This window comes from Mesorhizobium shangrilense, from assembly GCF_028826155.1.
Lineage (GTDB): Bacteria > Pseudomonadota > Alphaproteobacteria > Rhizobiales > Rhizobiaceae > Arvimicrobium > Arvimicrobium flavum.
On record NZ_JAQGPN010000001.1, the window covers coordinates 400,722 to 420,618 of the forward strand.

At 64.2% G+C, this 19,897-nt stretch carries 23 protein-coding genes; 22 read left to right on the forward strand and 1 reads right to left on the reverse strand.

All coding sequences use genetic code 11. The features are described 5' to 3' along the window. Positions 1–163 precede the first annotated feature (163 nt). The 18 genes from PD284_RS02035 (at position 164) to PD284_RS02120 (ending at position 14,546) form a co-directional block, all read left to right on the forward strand. On the forward strand, positions 164–607 hold the full coding sequence (locus PD284_RS02035) for a hypothetical protein (protein ID WP_274626563.1): 444 nt from the start codon (positions 164–166) through the stop codon (positions 605–607). After that, on the forward strand, positions 588–2,387 hold the full coding sequence (locus PD284_RS02040; RefSeq protein WP_274626564.1) for a phage terminase large subunit family protein: 1,800 nt from the start codon (positions 588–590) through the stop codon (positions 2,385–2,387). The genes PD284_RS02035 and PD284_RS02040 overlap by 20 nt, the downstream gene beginning before the upstream one ends. Continuing rightward, complete coding sequence (locus PD284_RS02045) at positions 2,384–2,596, forward strand: phage head-tail joining protein (RefSeq protein WP_274626565.1); 213 nt, start codon at positions 2,384–2,386, stop codon at positions 2,594–2,596. The genes PD284_RS02040 and PD284_RS02045 overlap by 4 nt, the downstream gene beginning before the upstream one ends. Then, positions 2,596–4,101 (forward strand): phage portal protein, encoded by a 1,506-nt coding sequence (locus PD284_RS02050; protein WP_274626566.1) that lies wholly within the window; start codon positions 2,596–2,598, stop codon positions 4,099–4,101. The genes PD284_RS02045 and PD284_RS02050 overlap by 1 nt, the downstream gene beginning before the upstream one ends. A gap of 15 nt (positions 4,102–4,116) precedes the next feature. Beyond that, positions 4,117–6,156 (forward strand): ClpP-like prohead protease/major capsid protein fusion protein, encoded by a 2,040-nt coding sequence (locus PD284_RS02055; RefSeq protein ID WP_274626567.1) that lies wholly within the window; start codon positions 4,117–4,119, stop codon positions 6,154–6,156. Positions 6,157–6,200: 44 nt separating this feature from the next. Further along, on the forward strand, positions 6,201–6,536 hold the full coding sequence (locus PD284_RS02060; RefSeq protein WP_274626568.1) for a DUF2190 family protein: 336 nt from the start codon (positions 6,201–6,203) through the stop codon (positions 6,534–6,536). A 4-nt stretch (positions 6,537–6,540) separates the two neighbouring features. Beyond that, on the forward strand, positions 6,541–6,915 hold the full coding sequence (locus tag PD284_RS02065) for a hypothetical protein (protein WP_274626569.1): 375 nt from the start codon (positions 6,541–6,543) through the stop codon (positions 6,913–6,915). Next, positions 6,912–7,754, forward strand: coding sequence for a hypothetical protein (locus tag PD284_RS02070; RefSeq protein ID WP_274626570.1), 843 nt, complete (start codon positions 6,912–6,914; stop codon positions 7,752–7,754). Before PD284_RS02065 ends, PD284_RS02070 begins: the two co-directional genes overlap by 4 nt. Next, positions 7,751–8,251, forward strand: coding sequence for a baseplate assembly protein (locus tag PD284_RS02075; protein ID WP_274626571.1), 501 nt, complete (start codon positions 7,751–7,753; stop codon positions 8,249–8,251). The genes PD284_RS02070 and PD284_RS02075 overlap by 4 nt, the downstream gene beginning before the upstream one ends. Then, positions 8,251–8,628: a hypothetical protein gene (locus tag PD284_RS02080; protein WP_274626572.1), complete on the forward strand. Its 378-nt coding sequence runs from the start codon at positions 8,251–8,253 to the stop codon at positions 8,626–8,628. Before PD284_RS02075 ends, PD284_RS02080 begins: the two co-directional genes overlap by 1 nt. 235 nt (positions 8,629–8,863) lie before the next feature. After that, positions 8,864–9,256, forward strand: coding sequence for a GPW/gp25 family protein (locus PD284_RS02085; RefSeq protein ID WP_274626573.1), 393 nt, complete (start codon positions 8,864–8,866; stop codon positions 9,254–9,256). Further along, a complete protein-coding gene (locus PD284_RS02090) occupies positions 9,253–10,212 on the forward strand; it encodes a baseplate assembly protein (protein WP_274626574.1) in 960 nt (319 codons plus the stop codon). The genes PD284_RS02085 and PD284_RS02090 overlap by 4 nt, the downstream gene beginning before the upstream one ends. Then, entirely contained in the window at positions 10,212–10,757 is a 546-nt protein-coding gene (locus PD284_RS02095) for a phage tail protein I (protein ID WP_274626575.1), read from the forward strand. Before PD284_RS02090 ends, PD284_RS02095 begins: the two co-directional genes overlap by 1 nt. 1 nt (position 10,758) lies before the next feature. Further along, on the forward strand, positions 10,759–11,256 hold the full coding sequence (locus PD284_RS02100; protein ID WP_274626576.1) for a phage tail protein: 498 nt from the start codon (positions 10,759–10,761) through the stop codon (positions 11,254–11,256). 6 nt (positions 11,257–11,262) lie between these two features. Beyond that, positions 11,263–11,589, forward strand: a complete 327-nt coding sequence (locus tag PD284_RS02105) for a hypothetical protein (RefSeq protein WP_274626577.1) — start codon at positions 11,263–11,265, stop codon at positions 11,587–11,589. Then, positions 11,589–12,320 carry a glycine-rich domain-containing protein gene (locus PD284_RS02110; RefSeq protein ID WP_274626578.1) on the forward strand — a complete coding sequence of 244 codons (732 nt, stop codon included), beginning with the start codon at positions 11,589–11,591 and terminating at the stop codon, positions 12,318–12,320. The genes PD284_RS02105 and PD284_RS02110 overlap by 1 nt, the downstream gene beginning before the upstream one ends. Positions 12,321–12,332: 12 nt before the next feature. Further along, positions 12,333–14,102, forward strand: coding sequence for a hypothetical protein (locus tag PD284_RS02115; protein WP_274626579.1), 1,770 nt, complete (start codon positions 12,333–12,335; stop codon positions 14,100–14,102). A gap of 3 nt (positions 14,103–14,105) precedes the next feature. Then, complete coding sequence (locus tag PD284_RS02120; RefSeq protein ID WP_274626580.1) at positions 14,106–14,546, forward strand: DUF4376 domain-containing protein; 441 nt, start codon at positions 14,106–14,108, stop codon at positions 14,544–14,546. A gap of 125 nt (positions 14,547–14,671) precedes the next feature. Here PD284_RS02120 and PD284_RS02125 read toward each other — a convergent pair whose 3' ends face one another. Beyond that, on the reverse strand, positions 14,672–15,235 hold the full coding sequence (locus tag PD284_RS02125) for a hypothetical protein (RefSeq protein WP_274626581.1): 564 nt from the start codon (positions 15,233–15,235) through the stop codon (positions 14,672–14,674). Positions 15,236–15,468: 233 nt separating this feature from the next. On the opposite strand from PD284_RS02125, the gene PD284_RS02130 reads away from it, so the two are divergent. The 4 genes from PD284_RS02130 (at position 15,469) to PD284_RS02145 (ending at position 19,892) form a co-directional block, all read left to right on the forward strand. Further along, a complete protein-coding gene (locus PD284_RS02130) occupies positions 15,469–16,710 on the forward strand; it encodes a phage tail sheath protein (RefSeq protein WP_274626582.1) in 1,242 nt (413 codons plus the stop codon). 27 nt (positions 16,711–16,737) lie between these two features. Next, on the forward strand, positions 16,738–17,250 hold the full coding sequence (locus PD284_RS02135; protein ID WP_274626583.1) for a phage major tail tube protein: 513 nt from the start codon (positions 16,738–16,740) through the stop codon (positions 17,248–17,250). A gap of 2 nt (positions 17,251–17,252) precedes the next feature. Beyond that, positions 17,253–17,543 carry a phage tail assembly protein gene (locus PD284_RS02140; RefSeq protein WP_274626584.1) on the forward strand — a complete coding sequence of 97 codons (291 nt, stop codon included), beginning with the start codon at positions 17,253–17,255 and terminating at the stop codon, positions 17,541–17,543. Between the two features lie 102 nt (positions 17,544–17,645). Then, a complete protein-coding gene (locus PD284_RS02145) occupies positions 17,646–19,892 on the forward strand; it encodes a phage tail tape measure protein (protein ID WP_274626585.1) in 2,247 nt (748 codons plus the stop codon). The last annotated feature ends 5 nt before the right edge of the window (positions 19,893–19,897 follow it).

Sequence of the window (19,897 nt, forward strand, 5' to 3'; positions counted from 1 at the left end):
CCCAATGAAGCGCAGCATGGCGGATGAGTCCAGCGATCAGGGGGTACGGTTGGGTCCTTCCGGCCGAAAATGCCGTTGCGGGGGAGACGGCCCGGGATTTCAACCTATGCAAAATTTCGCATAGTCATTTCCTTCCCTATGCAGGCGCGGAATATCAATGATCTTGAGCACTGCGCAACTCGCCGGACTGCTCGGCGTGACCGAGCGGCGCGTCAACCAACTGGCCACGGAAGGGATCACGGTTAGGAGCTCGCCGGGCAAGTACGACGCGGCGGCTTCGGTGCAGAACTACATCGCCCATGTGAGTGCACGGGCAGAGGCGAAGTCGGCCGCAACGACGCTGGAGACGGAGCGGGCAAGGCTGGCGAAGGAGCAAGCCGACGGCCAGGCGCTGAAAAACCAGATCACACGGCGCGAGGTGGTTCCTGCTGCTGAAGTCGAGCGGGCTTGGGTAGACTTGGCAAATCAACTGCGCAGTGGGGTTCTGGCGCTGCCCAGTCGCATCCTCCAGGCGATACCGCATTTGCAGCCCGACGAGTTGGCAGAGATCGATCGCGAGGTGCGTGACGTCCTGAGAGAGCTGGCGGATGACACCAGCGCTCCGTGAGGCGAGAGGCAAGGCGCTCGCCGCGCTGCGGCCGCCAGCACGCGAGAAGCTCTCGCACTGGATCGAAGGAAACATCCATCTGCCGGAGGGCGTGGCGTCGCAGCCGGGTTTGGTTCGTCTGTGGCCGTATCAGCCGGAGATCGCCGATGCGATCGGAGATCCGCTCGTAGAGAGGGTCACAATCGTCAAGTCGGTGCGCGTTGGCTTTACGACGCTGCTGACGGGAGCGATGGCATCCTATGTCGCGAACGAGCCGTCGCCGATCCTGGTGCTGCTGCCAACCGAGGCCGACTGTCGCGACTATGTGGTCTCCGACGTCGAACCGACCTTCGACGCCTCGCCGACGCTGAAAGGGCGTCTGTCCGGGGACCAGAAGGACCTGGACCGCAACACAATGCTGTCGCGCCGGTTCCCGGGCGGCTCCCTGAAAGTGGTGGCAGCGAAGGCGCCACGCAATCTGCGCCGACACAATGTGCGCATTCTGTTCGTCGATGAGGCGGACGAGATGGAGGCCGGACCGCAGGGCAACCCGATCGTCATCGCCGAGAAGCGGACGCTGTCCTTCTCTGATCGGAAGATCGTCATCGGCTCGACGCCGGTGGATGCGTCGACCAGCAATGTGTTGCGGAGTTACGAGCTTTCCGACAAGCGCATCTTCGAGGTGCCGTGTCTGGAATGCGGGGCTTTCCACGAGATCAAGTGGAGCAACATCGTCTGGCCGGAAGGTGAACCGGACAAGGCAGCCTATCAATGCCCGTCGTGCGAGGCGGTGATCGAAAGCCGACGCAAGGCTACGATGGTGCGGCAGGGACAATGGCGCATCACTGCGCCGGAGGTGAAGGGGCACGCTGGCTTCCGGCTCAATGCGCTGGTGTCGCTCCTGCCGAACGCATCCTGGGCGAAGCTGGCAGCAGAGTTCCTGCAGGCCAAGAACGACCCCGACACGCTGAAGGTCTTTGTCAACACTATCCTCGCCGAGGGCTGGGCGGATGAGGCTGACGCGGTCGACGAGCTCGATCTCGCTGGACGCGCCGAAAAGTTCGGCACCGGGAGCATCCCCGAGGAGGTGCTTTACCTGACGGCCGGTGTCGACGTGCAGGACGATCGGCTCGAGATGGTTCTGATCGGATGGGATCGGGACGGCGCGATGCTCGTGCTCGACCACATGATCTTCTTCGGCAGCCCGGACGAGGACGCGACCTGGGCCGCGCTCGACAAGGCGCTGACCACGCGGTGGAAACATCCGCTCGGCGGCGAGATCGCGGTCGACGCGGTGTGTGTCGACTCCGGTGACGGCGACTGGATGACCGCCGTATATCGGTTCTGCTTCCCGCGAGGCAAACGCGGCGTCATGGCGATCAAGGGCATGGGCGGGTCGCGGGCGGTTCTCGAAGTCTCGAAGACGAAGATTACAGGCGGCCGGCTTTTCATCGTCGGCGTTGATGTGGCGAAGACAACGATCTTCAACCGCCTGCAACGCGGCAAATCCGTTCGTTTCTCGAATGCGTTGCCGCTGGCGTGGTTCGAGCAGCTGGCGTCGGAGCACAAGGTCATACGCTACTCGCGGGGACGACCGATGCAGCGGTTCGAACGCAAGCCGGGGCGTCGGGCAGAGGCGCTCGACTGCGTCGTCTATGCCTACGCCGCTCGCCAGGCAGTTCCGTCATTGTTCGATCAGCGCGAGGCGTTCCTGCGCGGTCAAATGGAAAGCAAGCCGACGCATGCCCGGCCACAGACCTCCTGGGTGCCGCGTCGCAACAACTGGTTGGACCGCCGATGACACTGGAACAGCTGCAGCTTCGGATCGACAAGCTCGAGGCCGCGATCGCGACTGGCGCGCGGCGCGTCACATTTCGGTCCGGCGGGACTGAGGAAACGGTTGAGTATCACAGTCTGGCCGACATGCGTGTGGCGCTGTCCTATCTCAAGAGCCTGCTTCCCGACGCGCCGGGGCGGAGGACCGTGGCAGCGTTTCGGAACGGCGCCTGATGGTAAACTGGCTCGACAAGTCCATCGCGGCGATCTGGCCGCAGCGCGGCCTCGAACGGATCAAGGCTCGCGAGCGCATGTCGGCTATGTCGACTGCCCGCCAGGTCTATGAGGGAGCAACCGTCAGCCGCCGATCTCAGGGCTGGCGTGTCGTATCGTCGGACGCGAATGCCGAAATCAAGGGTGCGTCGCAGCGACTGCGGGACGTCGCCCGCGATATGGTGCGCAACAATCCGCTGGCTGCACGCGGCAAGCAGTCCATCACGGTCAACACCGTGGGAGCCGGCATCATCCCGACGATCGCGTTGCCGGCGAATATGGAGAAGCAGAGGCTCGAGTTGGAGCGCCTGTTGGTCGAGCACTTCGACACCACGTCATGCGATGCCGATGGCCGCCACGACCTCTATGGCCTGGAGAGCCTGGCCATGGGGACGATCGTGGAGTCGGGAGAAGTTCTGATCCGCATGCGTCCGCGTCGGCCGGAGGATCGGCTGCCGCTTCCGTTCCAGCTGCAGGTAATGGAGCCGGACTATCTGGACAGCTCGGTCGACGGCCCCCAGCCGAACGGCAACTTCGCCGTCCAGGGCGTCGAGTTCAACCTGATCGGCAAACGCGTCGCTTATCATCTGTTCTCTGTGCACCCGGGCGCAGCGTCCGCTTACTCACTGCCGACGAGTACCCGAATTCCGGCTGAACTGGTGGCGCATGTTTTCAGATCGGATCGCCCCGGGCAGGCGCGCGGTGTGCCGTGGTTTGCACCGGTGGTGCTGCGCCTGCGCGACTTCGCCGACTATTCCGATGCGCAGCTGATCCGCCAGAAGATCGCAGCGTGCTTCGGCGCTTTCATTACGACGGCCGACACGCACAATGTCGAGACGACGGACGGCCAAGGCACCTCGGACGGCAAGCCCGGGTACAGCGTCGAGAGCCTCGAACCGGGCATGATCGAGCGCCTTCGCCCCGGTGACAGCGTAACCTTTGGCGAGCCACCGGAAGTCGAGGGCTATGGAGACTACACCAAGGCCGTGCTGCGGGAGATCGCCGCCGGCCTAGGCATCAGCTACGAGGCGTTCACTGGCGACCTGTCGGGCGTGAACTTCTCGTCGGGCCGCATGGGCTGGCTGGAGTTCCAGCGTTCGATCGATGCCTGGCGCAACCACATGCTGATCCCGCAGATGTGCGCGCCGGTCGCGAACTGGTTTCTGGACGGTGCCGCCGCCGTGCTCGGCCGGCGCTATCCGGCGCACGTGATGTGGACGCCGCCACGTCGCGAAATGATCGACCCAACCAAGGAAATCCCGGCGGCGCGCAACGCCATCCGATCCGGTTTGTCGTCGCGGGCCTACGAGCAGCGGCGGCTGGGCTTCGATCCCGACGTCTTGGATGCGGAAATCGCGGCCTCGAACAAGCGGGCGGATGATCTCGGGCTCATCCTCGATTCCGACCCACGCAAGGTGTCGCTGGCCGGCACGATGCAGACGACCGTCGAGCTCGCAACCGACTAACTGGAGAATTCATCAATGGCACACCGGCTTTTGGTCGGCGGCGAGCTGCTGCTCTATGGCTATGTCGGCGGTTCGATCCGCTGGACCGAAGACGGCGTCGAGGAAACCGGCTTCACCGATGAAGACGTTCTCGACGCGCTTCAGGAGGTGTCCGGCGATATCGTCTGCCGGATCAACTCCGCGGGCGGCATCGCCTTCCAGGGCATCGCCATCTACAACGCGCTGAAGAGCCACGACGGCCAGGTCACGATCTATATCGACGCGCTGGCCGGCTCGGCCGCCTCGGTGATCGCGATGGCTGGCGACAGCGTCGTCATGCGGCCGGGCTCGATGATGATGGTTCACAATCCCGCCGCCGTCACGATCGGCAACGCGCGGGATCATCGCAAAACCGCCGAGGATCTCGACGAACTCGCGGCCGCGGCCGCGGAGATCTACGCGGCCAAGACCAAGCGCCCCACCAAGGACATGCTCGAGATCATGGCCGCTGAGACGTGGATGCGTGGCGCCGTCGCCAAGTCACTCGGCTTCATCGACGAGATCGCGAACGAGGGCGAAGCGGAGATGTCCATTCCGCCCTTCGACTACTCGCTTTTCAAGCATGCACCCGACGAGCTGCGTTCGTCGGCCGCAAACCGCGCCGTGGCGGCTCCCGGCATCCCTGCGGCGCCTGCCGCGCACACCATGGAGATCACCATGACGACTCCCGCGCCGGCTGCTCCGGCCATCCAACCCGATCCGGCTGCCGCTACCCTGTCGGTAAAGGACCTCACCAAGGACATCTTCTCGCGCTGCCGCGCGGCCAAGCTGTCGATCGAGGACACCGAAGCCGTCATGGACGGCGCCGCCGGCGATGTCGAGAAGGCCAAGGATCTGATCATCGCCAAGCTCGCCGCCCGCGATCCTGACCCCACGCAGATCCCGTCCGGCGGCGCGGTGACGATTACCGCCGATGCGCGCGACCGCTTCAAGGCCGGCGTCACCAAGTCGCTTCTCGCGCGCGCCGGCCTGGACGGCGGTGAGGTCAATGAGTTCTCCGGCCTTTCGCTACGCGAGATCGCCCGGGCGTCGCTGACGGCGGCCGGCGACAAGCGCTCCTTCGCCGATCCGATGGCGATGATCGGCGCGTCACTCGGCATGGACTTCCGCGCCACCATGGCGGCCGGCATGCACTCGACTTCGGATTTCCCCCAGATCCTCGCCGCAGTCGCCAGCAAATCCATGCTGAAGGGCTATGCGGAGGCCGAGGAAACCTTCCCGCGATGGACGTCGAAGGGCAACCTCACCGACTTCAAGCCGACCAAGCGCGTCGATCTCAATCTCTTCCCGAACCTGGAAGAGGTGCCCGAGGGCGGCGAGTACCACTATGGGACCATCGGCGAGCACGGCGAGACGACCCAGCTCGCGACCTACGGCAAGATGTTCGCCATCACCCGTCAGGCGATCATCAACGACGATGCCAGCGTCTTCACTCGCATTCCGACCCGGATGGGCCGGGCTGCACACCGCACGATCGGCAACCTGGTCTATGCGATCCTAACGTCCAATCCCAACATGGCCGACGGCGTTGCGCTGTTCCATGCCAACCACGGCAACCTGCTGGGGGCGGTGTCCGCGCTTGGCGTTACCTCCGTCGACGCTGCGCGCGCGGCGATGGCTCGCCAGAAGGATCCGGACGGCATCGCTTCGGGTCTCAACATCCGCATGAAGTACCTGCTGGTGCCGGTGGAGCTTGAAGGCGCCGCCCGCGTGCTGATGTCGGCCGAGTTCGATCCGTCGAAGACGCAGCGGGTGCCGAATCCGGTCGCCGGCATTGCCGAGGTGATTTCCGATGCGCGTCTGTCCGCTGGCTCGACGGCCTCCTGGTATGCGGCCGGCGACCCGAACGTCCATGACACGATCGAGGTGTCCTACCTGAACGGCAACGACAAGCCGACGCTCGAGCAGCGTGACGGCTGGAACGTCGACGGCGTGGAATTCAAGGTTCGCATCGACGCCGCGGTCAAGGCGCTCGACTTCCGCGCCCTGCTGAAGGCCACCGGCGCGGCCTCGTAAGAGACGGCCGCGCCTCTTTCCTCGAACTCCGAAGGAGATCAGTCATGAAGAACTTCATTCAGCAGGGCGATACCATTGAAGTGCTTGCGCCCTACGACGTGACCAGTGGCGGCGGAGCCCTGGTCGGCGACCTTTTTGGCGTCGCAGTTACTGATGCCGCAAGCGGCGCCAAGCTCCAGTTGAAGACGACCGGCGTCTTCGACCTGGCCAAGACCAGCGCTCAGGCCTGGACCCCAGGCGTCGTCATCTACTGGGACAACACCACCAAGAAGGCCACCACGACGGCCACCTCAAACAAGGTCATCGGCGTGGCCCTGCTCGACGCGGCAAATCCGTCCGCCAGTGGTCGCGTTCGCCTCAACGGGGCCTTCGGGCTCTAAGGCGATGGCCTCGGTCGGTGAGCTGCGGCAGATGGTGACCGCCACCATAGACACGCTCTTTGCAGAGCGGGTGCTGCTCAGCTTTCTCAACAAGGAGCGGGTCGACGAAAGCCGGCCCGCTCGCGAGATAAGCGCCAAGCTGGTGCTTGGCGTCGAGAGCGCCGACGGCCTCTTCGAGGGCAGGCGTCAGGGCGACGTTGTCGCTATCACCGGCCGGCGGAGCCAACTCTTCATCGATCGCACCGCGTATCCCGATCTCATGGTTCGAAAGGGCGACAAGGTGCGTGCCTTGGAAATGGCCGGGCAGCCATGGTTCGCCGTCTCGTCTGTCGATGGCCGGCACCCCTCCCGCCTGGTTCTGGAGCTCGGCGACACATGAGCCTCGTCCGGATCGCGCTGCGCATTGCGGCCGTGGAAGCCCTGAAAGCAGCGAACACGCTGGTCGGCAGCAATGTACTCGATAGCGAGCTTGGGGCGCTGGACGCCTCCACTGACGGAACTCCGCGGACCGACCAGGACAAGCCGTTCATCGCCGTCTACACCGACGGCGCCAAGGCTGGCACTGGGGAGGGAGCGCTCGAAAGCTCATATCTCGACGTGCGGGCTATGACGCTCAACGGCGCGACCGAGATCATCTTCATCGCCGGGATCGCCGCGGCCATGACCGAGCGTGACGAGGACACTGGTGCTACACACCTCCTCGGGGTGGGAATTCCGGCGACCGATCAGGCGCTCGAGTTCCATCTGGACCTGGTCGCAAAGCAGATCGGCGATGCGCTCACCGATCCCGACAATGACTGGGCGGACATTTTCAGGAACCTGTCTTTCCGCTTCCTGCGCATCGAGCGCGCCCGGACGAGCTCGGCGGAAGGTCAACGGATGGCAGCCCATCAGATCAAGGTCGTCGCGGAGTTGATCGACGATCCGGCGCGCGGTGTGGCGCTTGATCCGGAGACGCCCCTGGCCCGCTTCCTGGCTAAAGCTGCCACATCTCCGGATCCAGACATCGTCGAGCAGGCGACACAGATGTGCGCCGTAATTGGTGGCGCCGATGCAGACTGGAAGGCGCTTCAGCGTCATCATGGGATGGCGCAGGCTGAGTTGCTGGCGCTTGGTCTCGGGCCAATGGCGGCGGATGTCGAGCGCACTACGCCGCCGTTCACTCTTGGCACTATCGAGATCGAGGGAACCGACAATAGCGCGACGGTGGAGCCATGATCGAAGCTCTGGTCGACATGCGTATCGACATCGAGATGCTGAAGACGGCCTTCGGCAATGCCCTGGTCGTCGGACCGGTCGAGGTCATCGACGCCAAAAGGGGGTTCCGGCTCAAGCACGGCGATGGACCCGACGGACAGCCGTACCTCTCGCCCTGGTATCCTCATCCGGAGAGTGGCGGTGCGACGGGAACCTGGTTTCCCCTCTCCAAGGGGCAGATCGTCGGCGTGATCAACCCGGGCGGCGATCCGCGCCAAGGGGTGATGTTCCGCGGCGGGTTTTCGGGGATCAACCCGCAGATCTCGGAAAACCTCGGCGAAAACAAGTACACGTTCGGCGGTGTCACGATCACGGTCGCCGGCGGTGTTGTCACGATTGACGGCGACATCCGCGTCAACGGCCGGTTGCATGCGACGGAGGGGCTGCGCGGCGACGCAGGCGTCTTCAGTCCCACCGGTGTGTGGGTGCCGAGCCCGGTCTTCATTGGAGAGGTCTGATGACGACGCTTCAGTGTGACGAATTGATCATCGGCGAGATCGGCGGCGCTGGCCCTCATGCGAGGCTGTACCTCGACCAGAACTTTCTCGTCATAAAGTGCTTCAACGGTCTGGCGGGCGTCAGGATCGACTGCGCCAGGGTTGAGGTTCTTGGTTCGGATGTCGAGGTTCGCGGCTCCGACCGCGTTAGGATCGAGGGAGCCGGCATCGAGATCCACGGATCGGCGCATGTAAAGCTGGACGCCGGCGGCGTCGGGTTCACATGGACGCCGACCAGTTGGGAGGGCTGGTACAGTTCCCACGGCGCCGCCTACCGGCCGGCGCCGCCGGAGCACCCGCTGCACGGCGGCACGCCATATTCGTGGCCGTCCGAGTAGGCCGACAGGGAAAGTCTTGCCATGGCGAAAAGACTGGCTGCCCGCCCGACAGGCGGGGCATCGCAAACGGCTGTCCAGAAGAAGCTTTATCGGGTCAATCCGGGCGTGGCGTGGGTGAACGGTGTGCGCGTTCCCCCAGACCGGAAGCTTCGCCTTACGGACGCCGAGGCACGGTTCGATCTCGAGCAGGGACGTATCGCGCCGTTCAACGCCTCCAGCACTCGGAGTGTTCGCCGTGGCGGGGATTGATGGCCGAACCGGCCTTGTCATCGACAACCTGGCATCCGCCTTTCAGGGCGTCGATGTGATCCTCTCGACGAGCATCGGGACGCGGGTGATGCGCCGCGAGTTCGGCAGCGGCATCCCGGAACTGCTTGGCCGGTTGGTCAAGCCGTCGCTCTTTGCCGTCTGGCTGCAGCTGGTGGGGACCGCAATAGATCTGTGGGAGCCGAGGTTCCGTGTTCGCCGTGTCACCCCCCGCGGGTCAGTCGACGACCTTCGTCTGGGCAAGGTCAGCCTTGCCATCGAAGTCGACTATCGGCCTCGCGGACATCTCGGTGATTTCCGGGTCGAGCGCGTCCTGGCGTTCGACGTCTATTTTGGCCAGCGGGTGCGGGTGTCGACATGACGCGTTTTGCAGCGATCAATCTCGCGACGCTGCCGGCGCCCGAGGCCATCGAGCAGATCTCCTTCGAGGTCATCCTGGCGGAGATGAAGGGCGCCTTTCTCGCGGCCTACACTGAAGCCCGCGTGCGGAACCCTGAATTGCCTGTCATCGACACGCTCAATTTGGAGACGGAGCCCCTCAACATTGCCTTCCAGACGATGGCGTACCGCGAGGTGCTGGTGCGCCAGGTCGGCAACGACAAATACAAGGCGGCAAGCCTGGCGTTCGCCACCAGCAACAATCTGGAGGTGAAGGCGGCCGAACTCGGCGTCGTGCGCAAGCTGATCGACGTCGGCGACCCGAACGCATCGCCGCCGATCGCGCCCGTCTACGAAAGCGATATCGACTTCCGGTTTCGCGCTCAGCTCGCCTGGGAGGGATTGTCGGTCGCGGGATCCTACGGCGCCTATCTGTTTCAGGGGCTGACGGCACACGCGGATGTACTCGATGTGGGGGTGTTCGGCCCCGAAAGCGGCGAGGACGTGGATCCCGGCCAGGTGCGCGTGACGATCCTGTCGCGCGAGGAAGGCGGCACAGCGTCGCCGGAACTGCTGGGGGCAGTCGAAGCCTACATCTCCGGGGACTTGCGCCGGCCGCTGACCGACCATGTGCTGATCGAGAGCGCATCCATCACGAGCTATGCGGTGGAGGCGACCGTCAAGGTGCGCCCCGGCGCGAGCGCGGAAGTCGTTCGCAAGGCGGCGGAAGACGCTGTCACGCTCTACACGGAGCAGCAGTACGGCATCGGCCAGGCCATACGGCGTTCGAGGCTGGCGGCGGCGCTTTACGTCGGTGATGACGCGGGCCGCTCGCCCGTTGTGGACGTGACGATTACACAGCCAGCCGCAGACATCGTCACCGGCGCCCGCGCCGCGCCAAAATGCACCGGCGTCACGGTCACAGTCGAGGTGGTGTGATGGCTGACGACCTCCTCCCGTCAAGCGCCTCGCCTTTTCTGAAGTCGCTGTCTGTCAGCCAGGCGCGCATTCTCGACGTCGACATGGATGTGATCCGGCGCTCGGTGCTGGCGCACATCTCGCCGGCGTCACTGCTGCCGTGGCTCGCCTGGGATCGGTCGGTCGACGAGTATGTCGACAGCTGGCCCGAGGAGGTCAAGCGCGCGGTCATCGGGGGATCGTTCCCATATCACAAGATCAAGGGCACCCCCGGCGCGCTCAAGGCCGCGCTGGCAAGCCTTGGCTTCGAGACCACGGTCACCGAGTGGTTTGAGTACGGCGGAGAGCCATATCGGTTTCGCGTCAAGGTGGTCAAACACGACGGGGCCTCGTTGACGCAGACCGAATATCAGGCGCTCCGCCGCCTCATTATGTCGGCCAAGAACGTGAGGTCGATGCTCGACGCGCTGGAAACGGCCGTCACGCAGCGCGCGCCGGCCCCCTATGTCGCGGCCTGGGGCGCGCGACGCACCCGCAACGTCACGCTTTATCCAGAGGCAGCCTGACATGGCATTCAACGTCAAGGTGACGGCGCTCGGCCTCGCCGCATTCGCGAATGCGCTCATCAACTCCACGCCTGTCGTCATATCGGAAGTCGCCATTGGCGACGGTGGCGGCGCACCGATCACGCCGACCGGCAACGAGACGACACTGTACAACGAGTTGAACCGTCATCCGGTCACCGGTGCGGCGATCCACGCGGACAACGCCAACTGGATCGTCGTCGACACCATAGTGCCGGCGGAGGCGGGCGGGTTCACCATCCGCGAAGTGGGCATCTACGCCGACAACGGCGACCTGCTGGCCATCGCGTCCTACCCCGAGCAGTACAAGCCGACGTTGGCCGAGGGGTTTGGCGAAGACCTCGCCATGAAGCTGATCATGGAGGTCACCAACGCCGCCAGTGTGACCATCATCGACGGTGGCACCGTGCTCTACGCGACGCGGACTTATGTGCAGAACCTCATTCACCAGACCGTCAACTGGTACAATCAGAACTGGTAGGAGCCGATGCCAAATCCCTACGTCAAGCGAACAGCGCTCGCCGCCAACACGGCCGCACCTGTGGCCGAGGCGCCGGCCGATCGCGGCCTGCGGTTTCACGTCAACGTGGTCAATCGCGGGCCGACGGCAGTCAAGTTGCGGGCCTTCTTCGATGTCGACAACACACCGACCGACGCTGACTGGGTCGAATACGACCATGTGCTCGTGCCCGGCGTTCCCCTTCGCGAATGGCCGGTGGTGCTGACGCCAGGGCTGAAACTCTACGTGCGTGTCGACGGGCCGAACTGCAATGCGGTGGCCTGGGGCGAACTCGACTTTCCGGCGGTGACGTGATGAGCAGGTATCCTAATCTCGTAGGCGGGAACGCCCCCTTCAGCGCCCGCAACAACGGGTTCTTTCGGCGTCGGCTCTTCACCGTGCCGGGCACTTACTCTTTCCTGCTGCCGGCGGATTTGCCGACCGATCACCGCGGTCTGGTGCGCGTCAAGGGCTTCAACATTGGGGCAGGCAGCGGCGGCTCCGATGCCAACGACGCCTCAGGCATCAACGGTAGCGGCACGGGCGGCGGGTATTCGGACAAAGAGCTTTGGGTGCCGCCGGCGTCGGCAGTCTCGATTGTCGTCGGTGCTCCGGGGCCCTCATCGAATGCAAGCCCGTCCAATCGCGCCGGCGGCACGACGACCATCACCGTCAACGGGGTGACTTGGCAGGCGACGGGCGGTCAGAACTCGGAGGGCGGCGTCGGCTCTGGCGGCGACATCAACACCCGCGGCGGTGGGCGCATCACATGGCCGAACAACGAGGCGAAATTGTCAGGCGCCTCTGCTGGGTCGCCCTGGGGCGATGGCGAAGCAGGGGGCACCCCTGTTGCCGGGAAACTCTGGCGCATGCCGAGATTCTGGGATCTGGAGGACTTCGAAGCTGGCGACCTGTTTGCCGAAATCAACGGCATTGGTGGCGGCGCACATAGCGTCAACGGCAATCCGACATTCGGCGGTGGCGGCAAGGGTGGCTGGCAGAACAGCGGCCCCGGCGCCGGCGGGTTCGCCGGCTTCTACTACTAAGGAGCGCGGGCAGTGGCCGACGACCAGACCTATTGGACCGATGCGCAAATCGCCCTAGTCGAGCAGGCGCGCGACGCCGCGCAGCTTGCCGCGCAACGTGTGCAGACCGCCGAGACGCGCCTCGGCAATGTCGAGGAGCGTGTGCAGCTCGTCGACGAGCAGATTGCGCAGCGCCAACAAGAAATCGAAGATGTCATCGGCGCCAACGTGCCGGACCATGAGTGGGACGGCACGCGGGTTCGCATCAAGAACCCCGATGGTGGCTGGGGCTCGTGGGTCGACCTGAAGGGCGCGGCCGGCGACAACGGCTGGGCTCCTGTTCCGGCGGCCGAGGTAGACGGCGAGCGGCGCGTTCTGCGCGTGGTCGACTGGCTCGGCGGAACGGGCGAGAAGCCGGCTGTAGGCCTGTACGTCGGCGCTGTGGGGCTGGTTGCGGCTATCGCGGACGCGGTGGATGTGAGGGGGGCGGCAGGGTTGTCGCTGGAGATCTCCGGCGGCAGCGTCACGACGCTTGCCCCGGGCGAGCCGGCCACGGCGACGATCAACGAAACATCGCCAGGCGTATATGAACTGGAGTTGGGCATTCCGGCCGGAGCAGATGGCGGCAGCTTCGACATTCAGTCGGTGGAGGCCTCCACGTTAGCGCCGGGAAGCCCAGCGACAGCGTCTCTGACGGAACTATCGCCCGGCGTCCACAAGCTCAATCTCGGCATCCCATCAGGGGCAAACGGCGTCAGCGTCACCGGCGCGACCATCAACGGATCGGGCGAACTCGTACTGACGCTCAGCGACGCCAGCACGATCAACGCGGGCGCAGCGTCACAGTCCTCCGATATGTCGCCGGACATCATCCGTCTCGCGATGCAGGTGGCGGACCTGAAGAACACCACCGCCGGCTTGGCGAACGGCGTCTCTGACGTGTTCGATGACGCGACAGGCGTAGATGCAGTCGCGTCGACGAACGAGATTGCCGGTACCGGCTACTACACGAACCAGACGGACGCGACAGAAGCCTCCCAGTCGCTGCCGGCGATGACCGCCGCATCCGCTCCGGCAGGGCATGTCGCTTTGGCCAGTGCGGAGTTGGGCGGGGGCGAAACGTGGCGGGCTTTCAACAAGACATCTGGCGACAGATGGGTAGCCAATTTCGTCAACCCGTCTTGGGTGCAGCGAAAGACACCAACGGCCGTTCGGTGCCGCGAGTATGCAATTCAGGCGGCCGCGTCTGAACAAAACCGCGCACCGAACACATTCACCCTGCAGGGCTCGAACAACGGCTCGTCGTGGACGACGCTCGACACAAGGTCCGGCATCACATGGTCGTCGGGCGAGCGCAAGGTGTTCACGATCCCCGCCGGTAATCGAGCCGCGTTCACGTATCATCGCCTCAACGTGACGGCCATTAACGGCGACACCTTGATTGGTGTCGCCGAACTGGAGCTTCTCCAGTACGCAGCGCCCCCAGTTATGGACCTCCGCTCGGTCGCCTTCACCGCGCTTTCCGCCCCATCGAAGGCCTCGGTGACTGTCGCGGCGAAAGCAATCGCCGGCACCATCACCCCGAACACGCACCTGACGGCCTATGCATCTCGCGACGGCGGCACCACGTGGACGGCCGGCACTCTGGTGGCCAAGGAAACCTTGGGCGACGGGACCACGATCTTCGAAACCGGCGAGTTCGACATCAGCGCGCAGCCGACAAGCACGGCGATGAAATGGCGCGTCGTCACTGGCACGGCATTCGAGGTGCAGGTCCATGCAGCTTCGCTGCTCTGGAGGTAGAACATGGTCCGACTGATAGGGGCTGCGCGGCGCGCGGACGATGTGCTGACGTTCGAGGAGCGCAAGGATGCCAAAGCATCTGCCATCAACGCCCGCCGCGACGCACTCTTGACCGGCGGCTACACGGTCGAGGCCGGCGTCATGGCTGGCAAAGTGCTGCAGACGCGAGACGTTGACGACCGCAACAACTGGCTCGTCAGCCAGACCACCTACACGATAGCAGTCGGAGCCGGACACGGCGCGGTCGAGGACGCGCATTTCCGCACAGAGGACAATGTGAGCTTCACGCTGTCCTATGCGGACGGACAGGCCGTCCTGCTCGCCATGGCGGCGTGGGGTGCAGCCGTCATGCGCAATAGCTGGACCCTGAAAGACGCCGTGACCGCCGCGGCCGACGACGCCGCACTCGACGCCATCGACATCGAAATGGGCTGGCCGACGTAAGAGTCGCCACCAATTCAGCAAAGCCATGGAGCACCGCAGGATGATCACTCCACAGAGCCTAGTCCTTGCGCATGACGCCATGTGCGCCATGACCGACATGGGCGAAGGGCAATCCGATATCCCAACTATCGACGCCGTGTTGCAGATCGTAACAGTCGGTGCGGGTCTTGTGCTGTCAGAAGGCGACCAAATTCGGCTAATTCATGATGCAGAGCAGCTGCAGCGCGCACAGAAGCTTCGAGCCCTGGAACATCTACGTGCGCGTCCTTCTCGCGAGGTCGCTTGAGTCGTTGCGGCGTCTTAGCCGCCCGAAGCCCGGTGTCAGAGTTCTCGGTGACGCCTTCCGGGCCGATAGTTACGTGTCGTTGGCGCCAGAGCGCAAAGTGAGCTGCTCGGTTGCGATACTCTGAACCGTCGCCGATCTGCTTGCAAAGCTTCAACCAGCGGCTTTTGTCCGTGGGGCCGCTCAATGCTGCTTCGACTATCTCTTCTGTGAGTTTGAGTTTTGAACGGAACGCGTGGTCTCGATAGAAAATAATGGCTGCGAAGTCATCGCGAGTTGCTAGCGCCGCCGAGAAAATGGCGAAGAGCTGCATCTCAAGCTGCGCCCATTGATTGATGCATCGACCGACCGCCAGCAGATGCGCGTCGACTTGCTTCTTGGTTTCGCCTTGCTCGCCTTCGCTCATTTGCCCCCCCAGGACGGTGTGAGCCAATCACGTTGATCGTGCGGTGTCGAGAAGGGACCGCTTAGTCACCGACTTGAATTGGACCGTGGTGGCCGGCCGTCGGCGACTGTTTCGCTAACCGAACTCGCCATTGGCGGGGAGTTCTCTTCGACCAATCGACCGCAGCCCACGAAGGCCCGCGTGACTGACACGCGGCCGATCTCTCTTGCACACCCGTCAACCAGGAGACCGTCATGACGGCACCGACATTTGGAATGACCTTTACCCGGCCGCAAGACGAGCCGGTTCCTGTATTGGGCGCGGATTTTTCCAAATCGCTGCTCATCGAAACATCGGCCGATGCCGACGCCGCAGCCTTCCCGATCGGGGAGCCGGTGCGCTTCTCGTCCAGCGACACGACGAAGACGTCGAAGCTCGGCACCGGGCCGTTGGCCGACGCCGTGCGGGCCGTCAACTCGCAGCTCTCCGGCCTCAATGCCGGCGCGGACGTCACGGTCCTTCGCGTCGCCGAAAGCGCTGAGGCGGACCCGCAGGACAAGCTCGAGGAGACTTCAGCCAACATCGTCGCGGCGCTGGCGACGGTCAGCTCCATCCCGAGCCACGTCAACGCGACGCCGCGCCTGATCTGGGCGGGGCGCACCAGCTGGCGGCCGGACATGGCTACGGCCAATCCGATCGTCGCGGCCTTGCCTGCGGCGTGCGAAAAGCTGCTCGCCGTCGCGCCGGTCGATGTCGACGACACGTCGGCCGCCAATGCCATCGACGCTCGCGAGACGATGAATTCGCAGCGCCTCATCCCGATCGGCGTGGCGGCCCGGGTCTTTGAGGGGGCCAGCCTGGTCACGCGGCCGATGGGACCGCGCGTCGTCGGGCTGTTCGTGCGGAACGATAACGACCATGGTGGCAAGCCCTTCGACCCGATCGCCAACCGGCCGATCCAGGGGCTTGCCGGCCTGTCGCGCAAGCTGCCGTTCTCCTTGCTCGACGGCTCGACCGAAGGGCAACAGATGCTCGAGGCCGGGGTCTCCATCGTGGCCGAAGGCGAGGTCGGCGTCGACGGAGCGGTAGCGGATGGCGGCTTCGTGTTCATCGGCACCGACAACACCGAGACCGGCGAGCTCTGGCAGCAATTCCACCAGGTACGCGGCGCCGACTACATCACCGTCAAGCTGATGCAGATCACCCGGCAGTTCCTCGGCAGGAAGACCACGGCCGATCACGCAGAGGCCTGGCTGAATTCGCTGCGCTTCATGCTGCGCGACCACAATGCGGACGACGACATCCTTGGTTACGACGTGAAGTTCCTGGCCAGCAAGAACAGCCCCGAAGAGATCCGCCTCGGCCACCTCACTGTCAATCTGGGCATCGAGCCGGCGCCGGCCTTTAAGGTCGCAAACCACGAGATCCGCCGCTATCGCCCGGCGGTCGAAGGCCTCGTCGCCGAAATCATCGCCCGCATGAATGCGGTTTCCTGATCCGCGCCAATCTGAAAGGACACTGACATGCAGCCTCTATACCTGCTGACCGCCGTGGACGTGCGCCGCGCCACGCAGTCGGGAACCTCGCGGGCGACCACGATTTCCAAGCTCACCATCCCGGCAATCAAGATCGTCACGACGGAGCACAATCCGGGCGGCGGCGTGATGGCCGTGGATTTCGCGCAGCCGCGTATCGAAAAGGTGGAGCCCGCCTTCGAGATCAAGGGTTTCGACACCGACGTCTTCCATGGCTTCGGCCTGGTCGACCGCTGGGTGTTCGCCGGCGCCGTGCGCGACAAGAAGACCGGCAAGGCGCAGTCGGCGCGCGCTGTCATCGAAGGCGCAGTGACCGATTGGGAGCCGGACGAGGCCAGCCCGACCGAGTTCGTCGGCTGCAACCACGCGATCAAGGAGGTGACGCACTACGAGTTCTGGCTCAACGGCGAGGAGCTCTGGTACGTCGACTTCTGGGAGCGGATCATCCGCCGCAAGGGCATCGATCTCTTCGCCGACGACCGCCTGGCGCTGGGGGCGTGACCATGGAAAACCCCAAATACACGCTCTCTGCGCCGATCAGCTTCAACGGCGAGACGTATTCCGAACTGACCTTCCGCGAGCCGGACGTCGGCTGCATGGTTGACGCGGAGGCCGCAGGCGGCGGCGAGCAGACCTATATGTGCGCGTTGCTGGCGGCCATGTGCGACATGCCCTTCGATGCCTTCAGGAAGATCAGGGCGGGGGATCTTCGCCGCATCATGAAGGCGACGGCGCAGCTTGTCCGAAATTTCGATCAGGGCGGGGAGGAGACTGGCGAGACCTCGCCGTCCTGATCTCCCACTACACATCCACGCCCCGGCCGATCGTCGACCGCTATCCGCTGGCCTATGCGCTCAAGGAGCGCGACGCGATCTATCGCGTCATGAAGGTGCTGAATGGCAACGCTTGAAAGCAAACTGATCGTCTCGTTGCGGGACATGGTGTCGGGGCCAGCCCGCGGCATCATGGGCACCATGCAGCGGCTGCGCGCCACGGGGGACGGGTTTCTCGGCGCGCAGCGCGCCGCGGCAGCGCCGTTCATGGCGATGACCCGCAACCTGCTCGCGCTTGGCGCGGGCTATGTCGGCGTCAGGGAGGGGGTGAGCAGCACGATCGGCGCGGCAATCAACTTCGAGTCTGCCTTTGCCGATGTGAAGAAGGTGGTCGACGCCTCTGACGAGCAGTTCGCCAATATGGCGACGACCATCAAGAACATGTCGCGGGAGTTGCCGATCACCGCGACCGATCTCGCCGCGCTCTATGCGGCGGCGGGAGAATCGAACGTCGCGACGAAGGATTTGAAGGCCTTTGCCGAAATGGCGTCTCGTGTCGGTATCGCCTTCGACATGTCGGCTGGTGATGCCGGAGATTCTCTGGCCAAGCTGAAATCCCAGCTCGGGCTTTCGGTCGAAGAAACCGGCTACATGGCGGATGCCATAAACCATCTCTCCAACAACATGGCATCGAACGCGCGACAGATCACCGCCTATATGCTGCGCGTCGGAAAGTTTGCGGAGATGGGCGGTTTCCACCGCGACCAGGTCGCAGCGATCGGCAGTGCCATGATCTCGGCCGGCGCTGAGGCGGAAGTCGCAGGCACGTCGATGATGAATGTCGTGCGCAAGATGACGAGCGGCGAGTTCGCCAAGAAGGATCAACGTGTCGCCGCGAAAGCCCTCGGGCTCGATCTGCCGACGCTTGCCAAGCAGATGCAGAAGGACGCGCCGAAGGCGCTGAAGACCGTTCTGAGGGCGATCTCTAAAGCACCGAAGGAGAAGCAGATTTCGCTGCTCTCACAATTCTTCGGGGATGAGGCCAGGGCGTTTGCTCCACTGGTAGGCAATGTGGAATTGCTTGACCAGGCGCTGGCCAGCGTCGCGAACCGGGCAGACTATGCCGGCTCGGCCTATAAGGAGTACATCGCACGCGCCAACACGACGGCCAACGTCCTGCAGATCCTGCGAAACAAGGTCGCCCATGTGTTCGAGGGCGTCGGGGAAAAGTGGCTGCCGACTGTCCGCGCCGCGGCAGAGGGCATCGGCGACGTTCTCGACACCCTTGATCAAAGGGTCGGGGTCTTCGATCGCATCGGGAATGCGTTCAAGGGGTTCATGGATGGGTTCGGCGGCGAGGGCGGCATGCGCGCCGCCATGGGCCGGTTCGGCGACATGATCTTCGGGCCGATCACCGATGGCTCGAAGGCTGCTGACGACATGGGCCGCCTTTTCGCGGATTTCCGAGAGTGGGGTAAGTCGGTGCGGGAGTTCGGCGATTCAGTCCGAGGCAGCCCCATCGCCAGCTTCATGACCGAATTGGGCGCCGCAATCGGCGTACTGGCCATGAGCAAGTGGGGCCGGTTGTTCATTGTTGCCTGGGGCATATCCGCTCTGGTCGGCGCAGTGCAGGGATCCGAAAGCATCGGGGAGTTTGTGGAGGCCCTGAAGGGTTTGTCGGCGCTCGAATGGGCGGGTGTCGGTGCCGGCCTGCTCATCGTGGCGGGCAAGGTCAAGCGGCTGATCGACCTGTTCCGGACGCTGCGCGGCGTGATGCCGAAGCCAGAGACCAAGCTGCCGAACCGCCCGGTCACGCCGACGCCTGCACCGATGGCGGCTGGCAGTGGAGGGCTGCTGGGCGGCATCATGGGGATGCTGGGGCTCGCCGGAACAGCCGCTGCCGGTGCGGCCAGCATGAACCTGGGCAATTCGGATTGGTTCAAGACCGAATGGGAGTTGAACCGCCAGAAATATTTGAAGGACCGGCTCAAGGAACATTTCGAGAAGACGAAGAACGAGGATGGGGGCGCCTGGTGGCGCTTTCTGTTCGGCAAGGCGGCCGACTCCGACTTCAACTTCCGTGAGCACATGCGCGTGACAACGGGCCTTTCAGCTGCTGATGTCGGATCGCCCAATCAGGCAGGAGGCCCAAGCGAGGTGTCGATCCTCGGCACGCCGCCAGTCGAGATCGTGGGCACGCCGCAGGTGACTTTGACCAACCCGCCGCCGCGGCCGAACATCACCATCCATGCACCGATCACGGTCAACGGCATCACCGATCTCGACATGATCGGTCGACACCTGCGCAACTACGTCAACGAGGCAGCGTCCGGGATCCAGGCGGATATGGGTTACGCGGCGGGGATGTGAGGCGT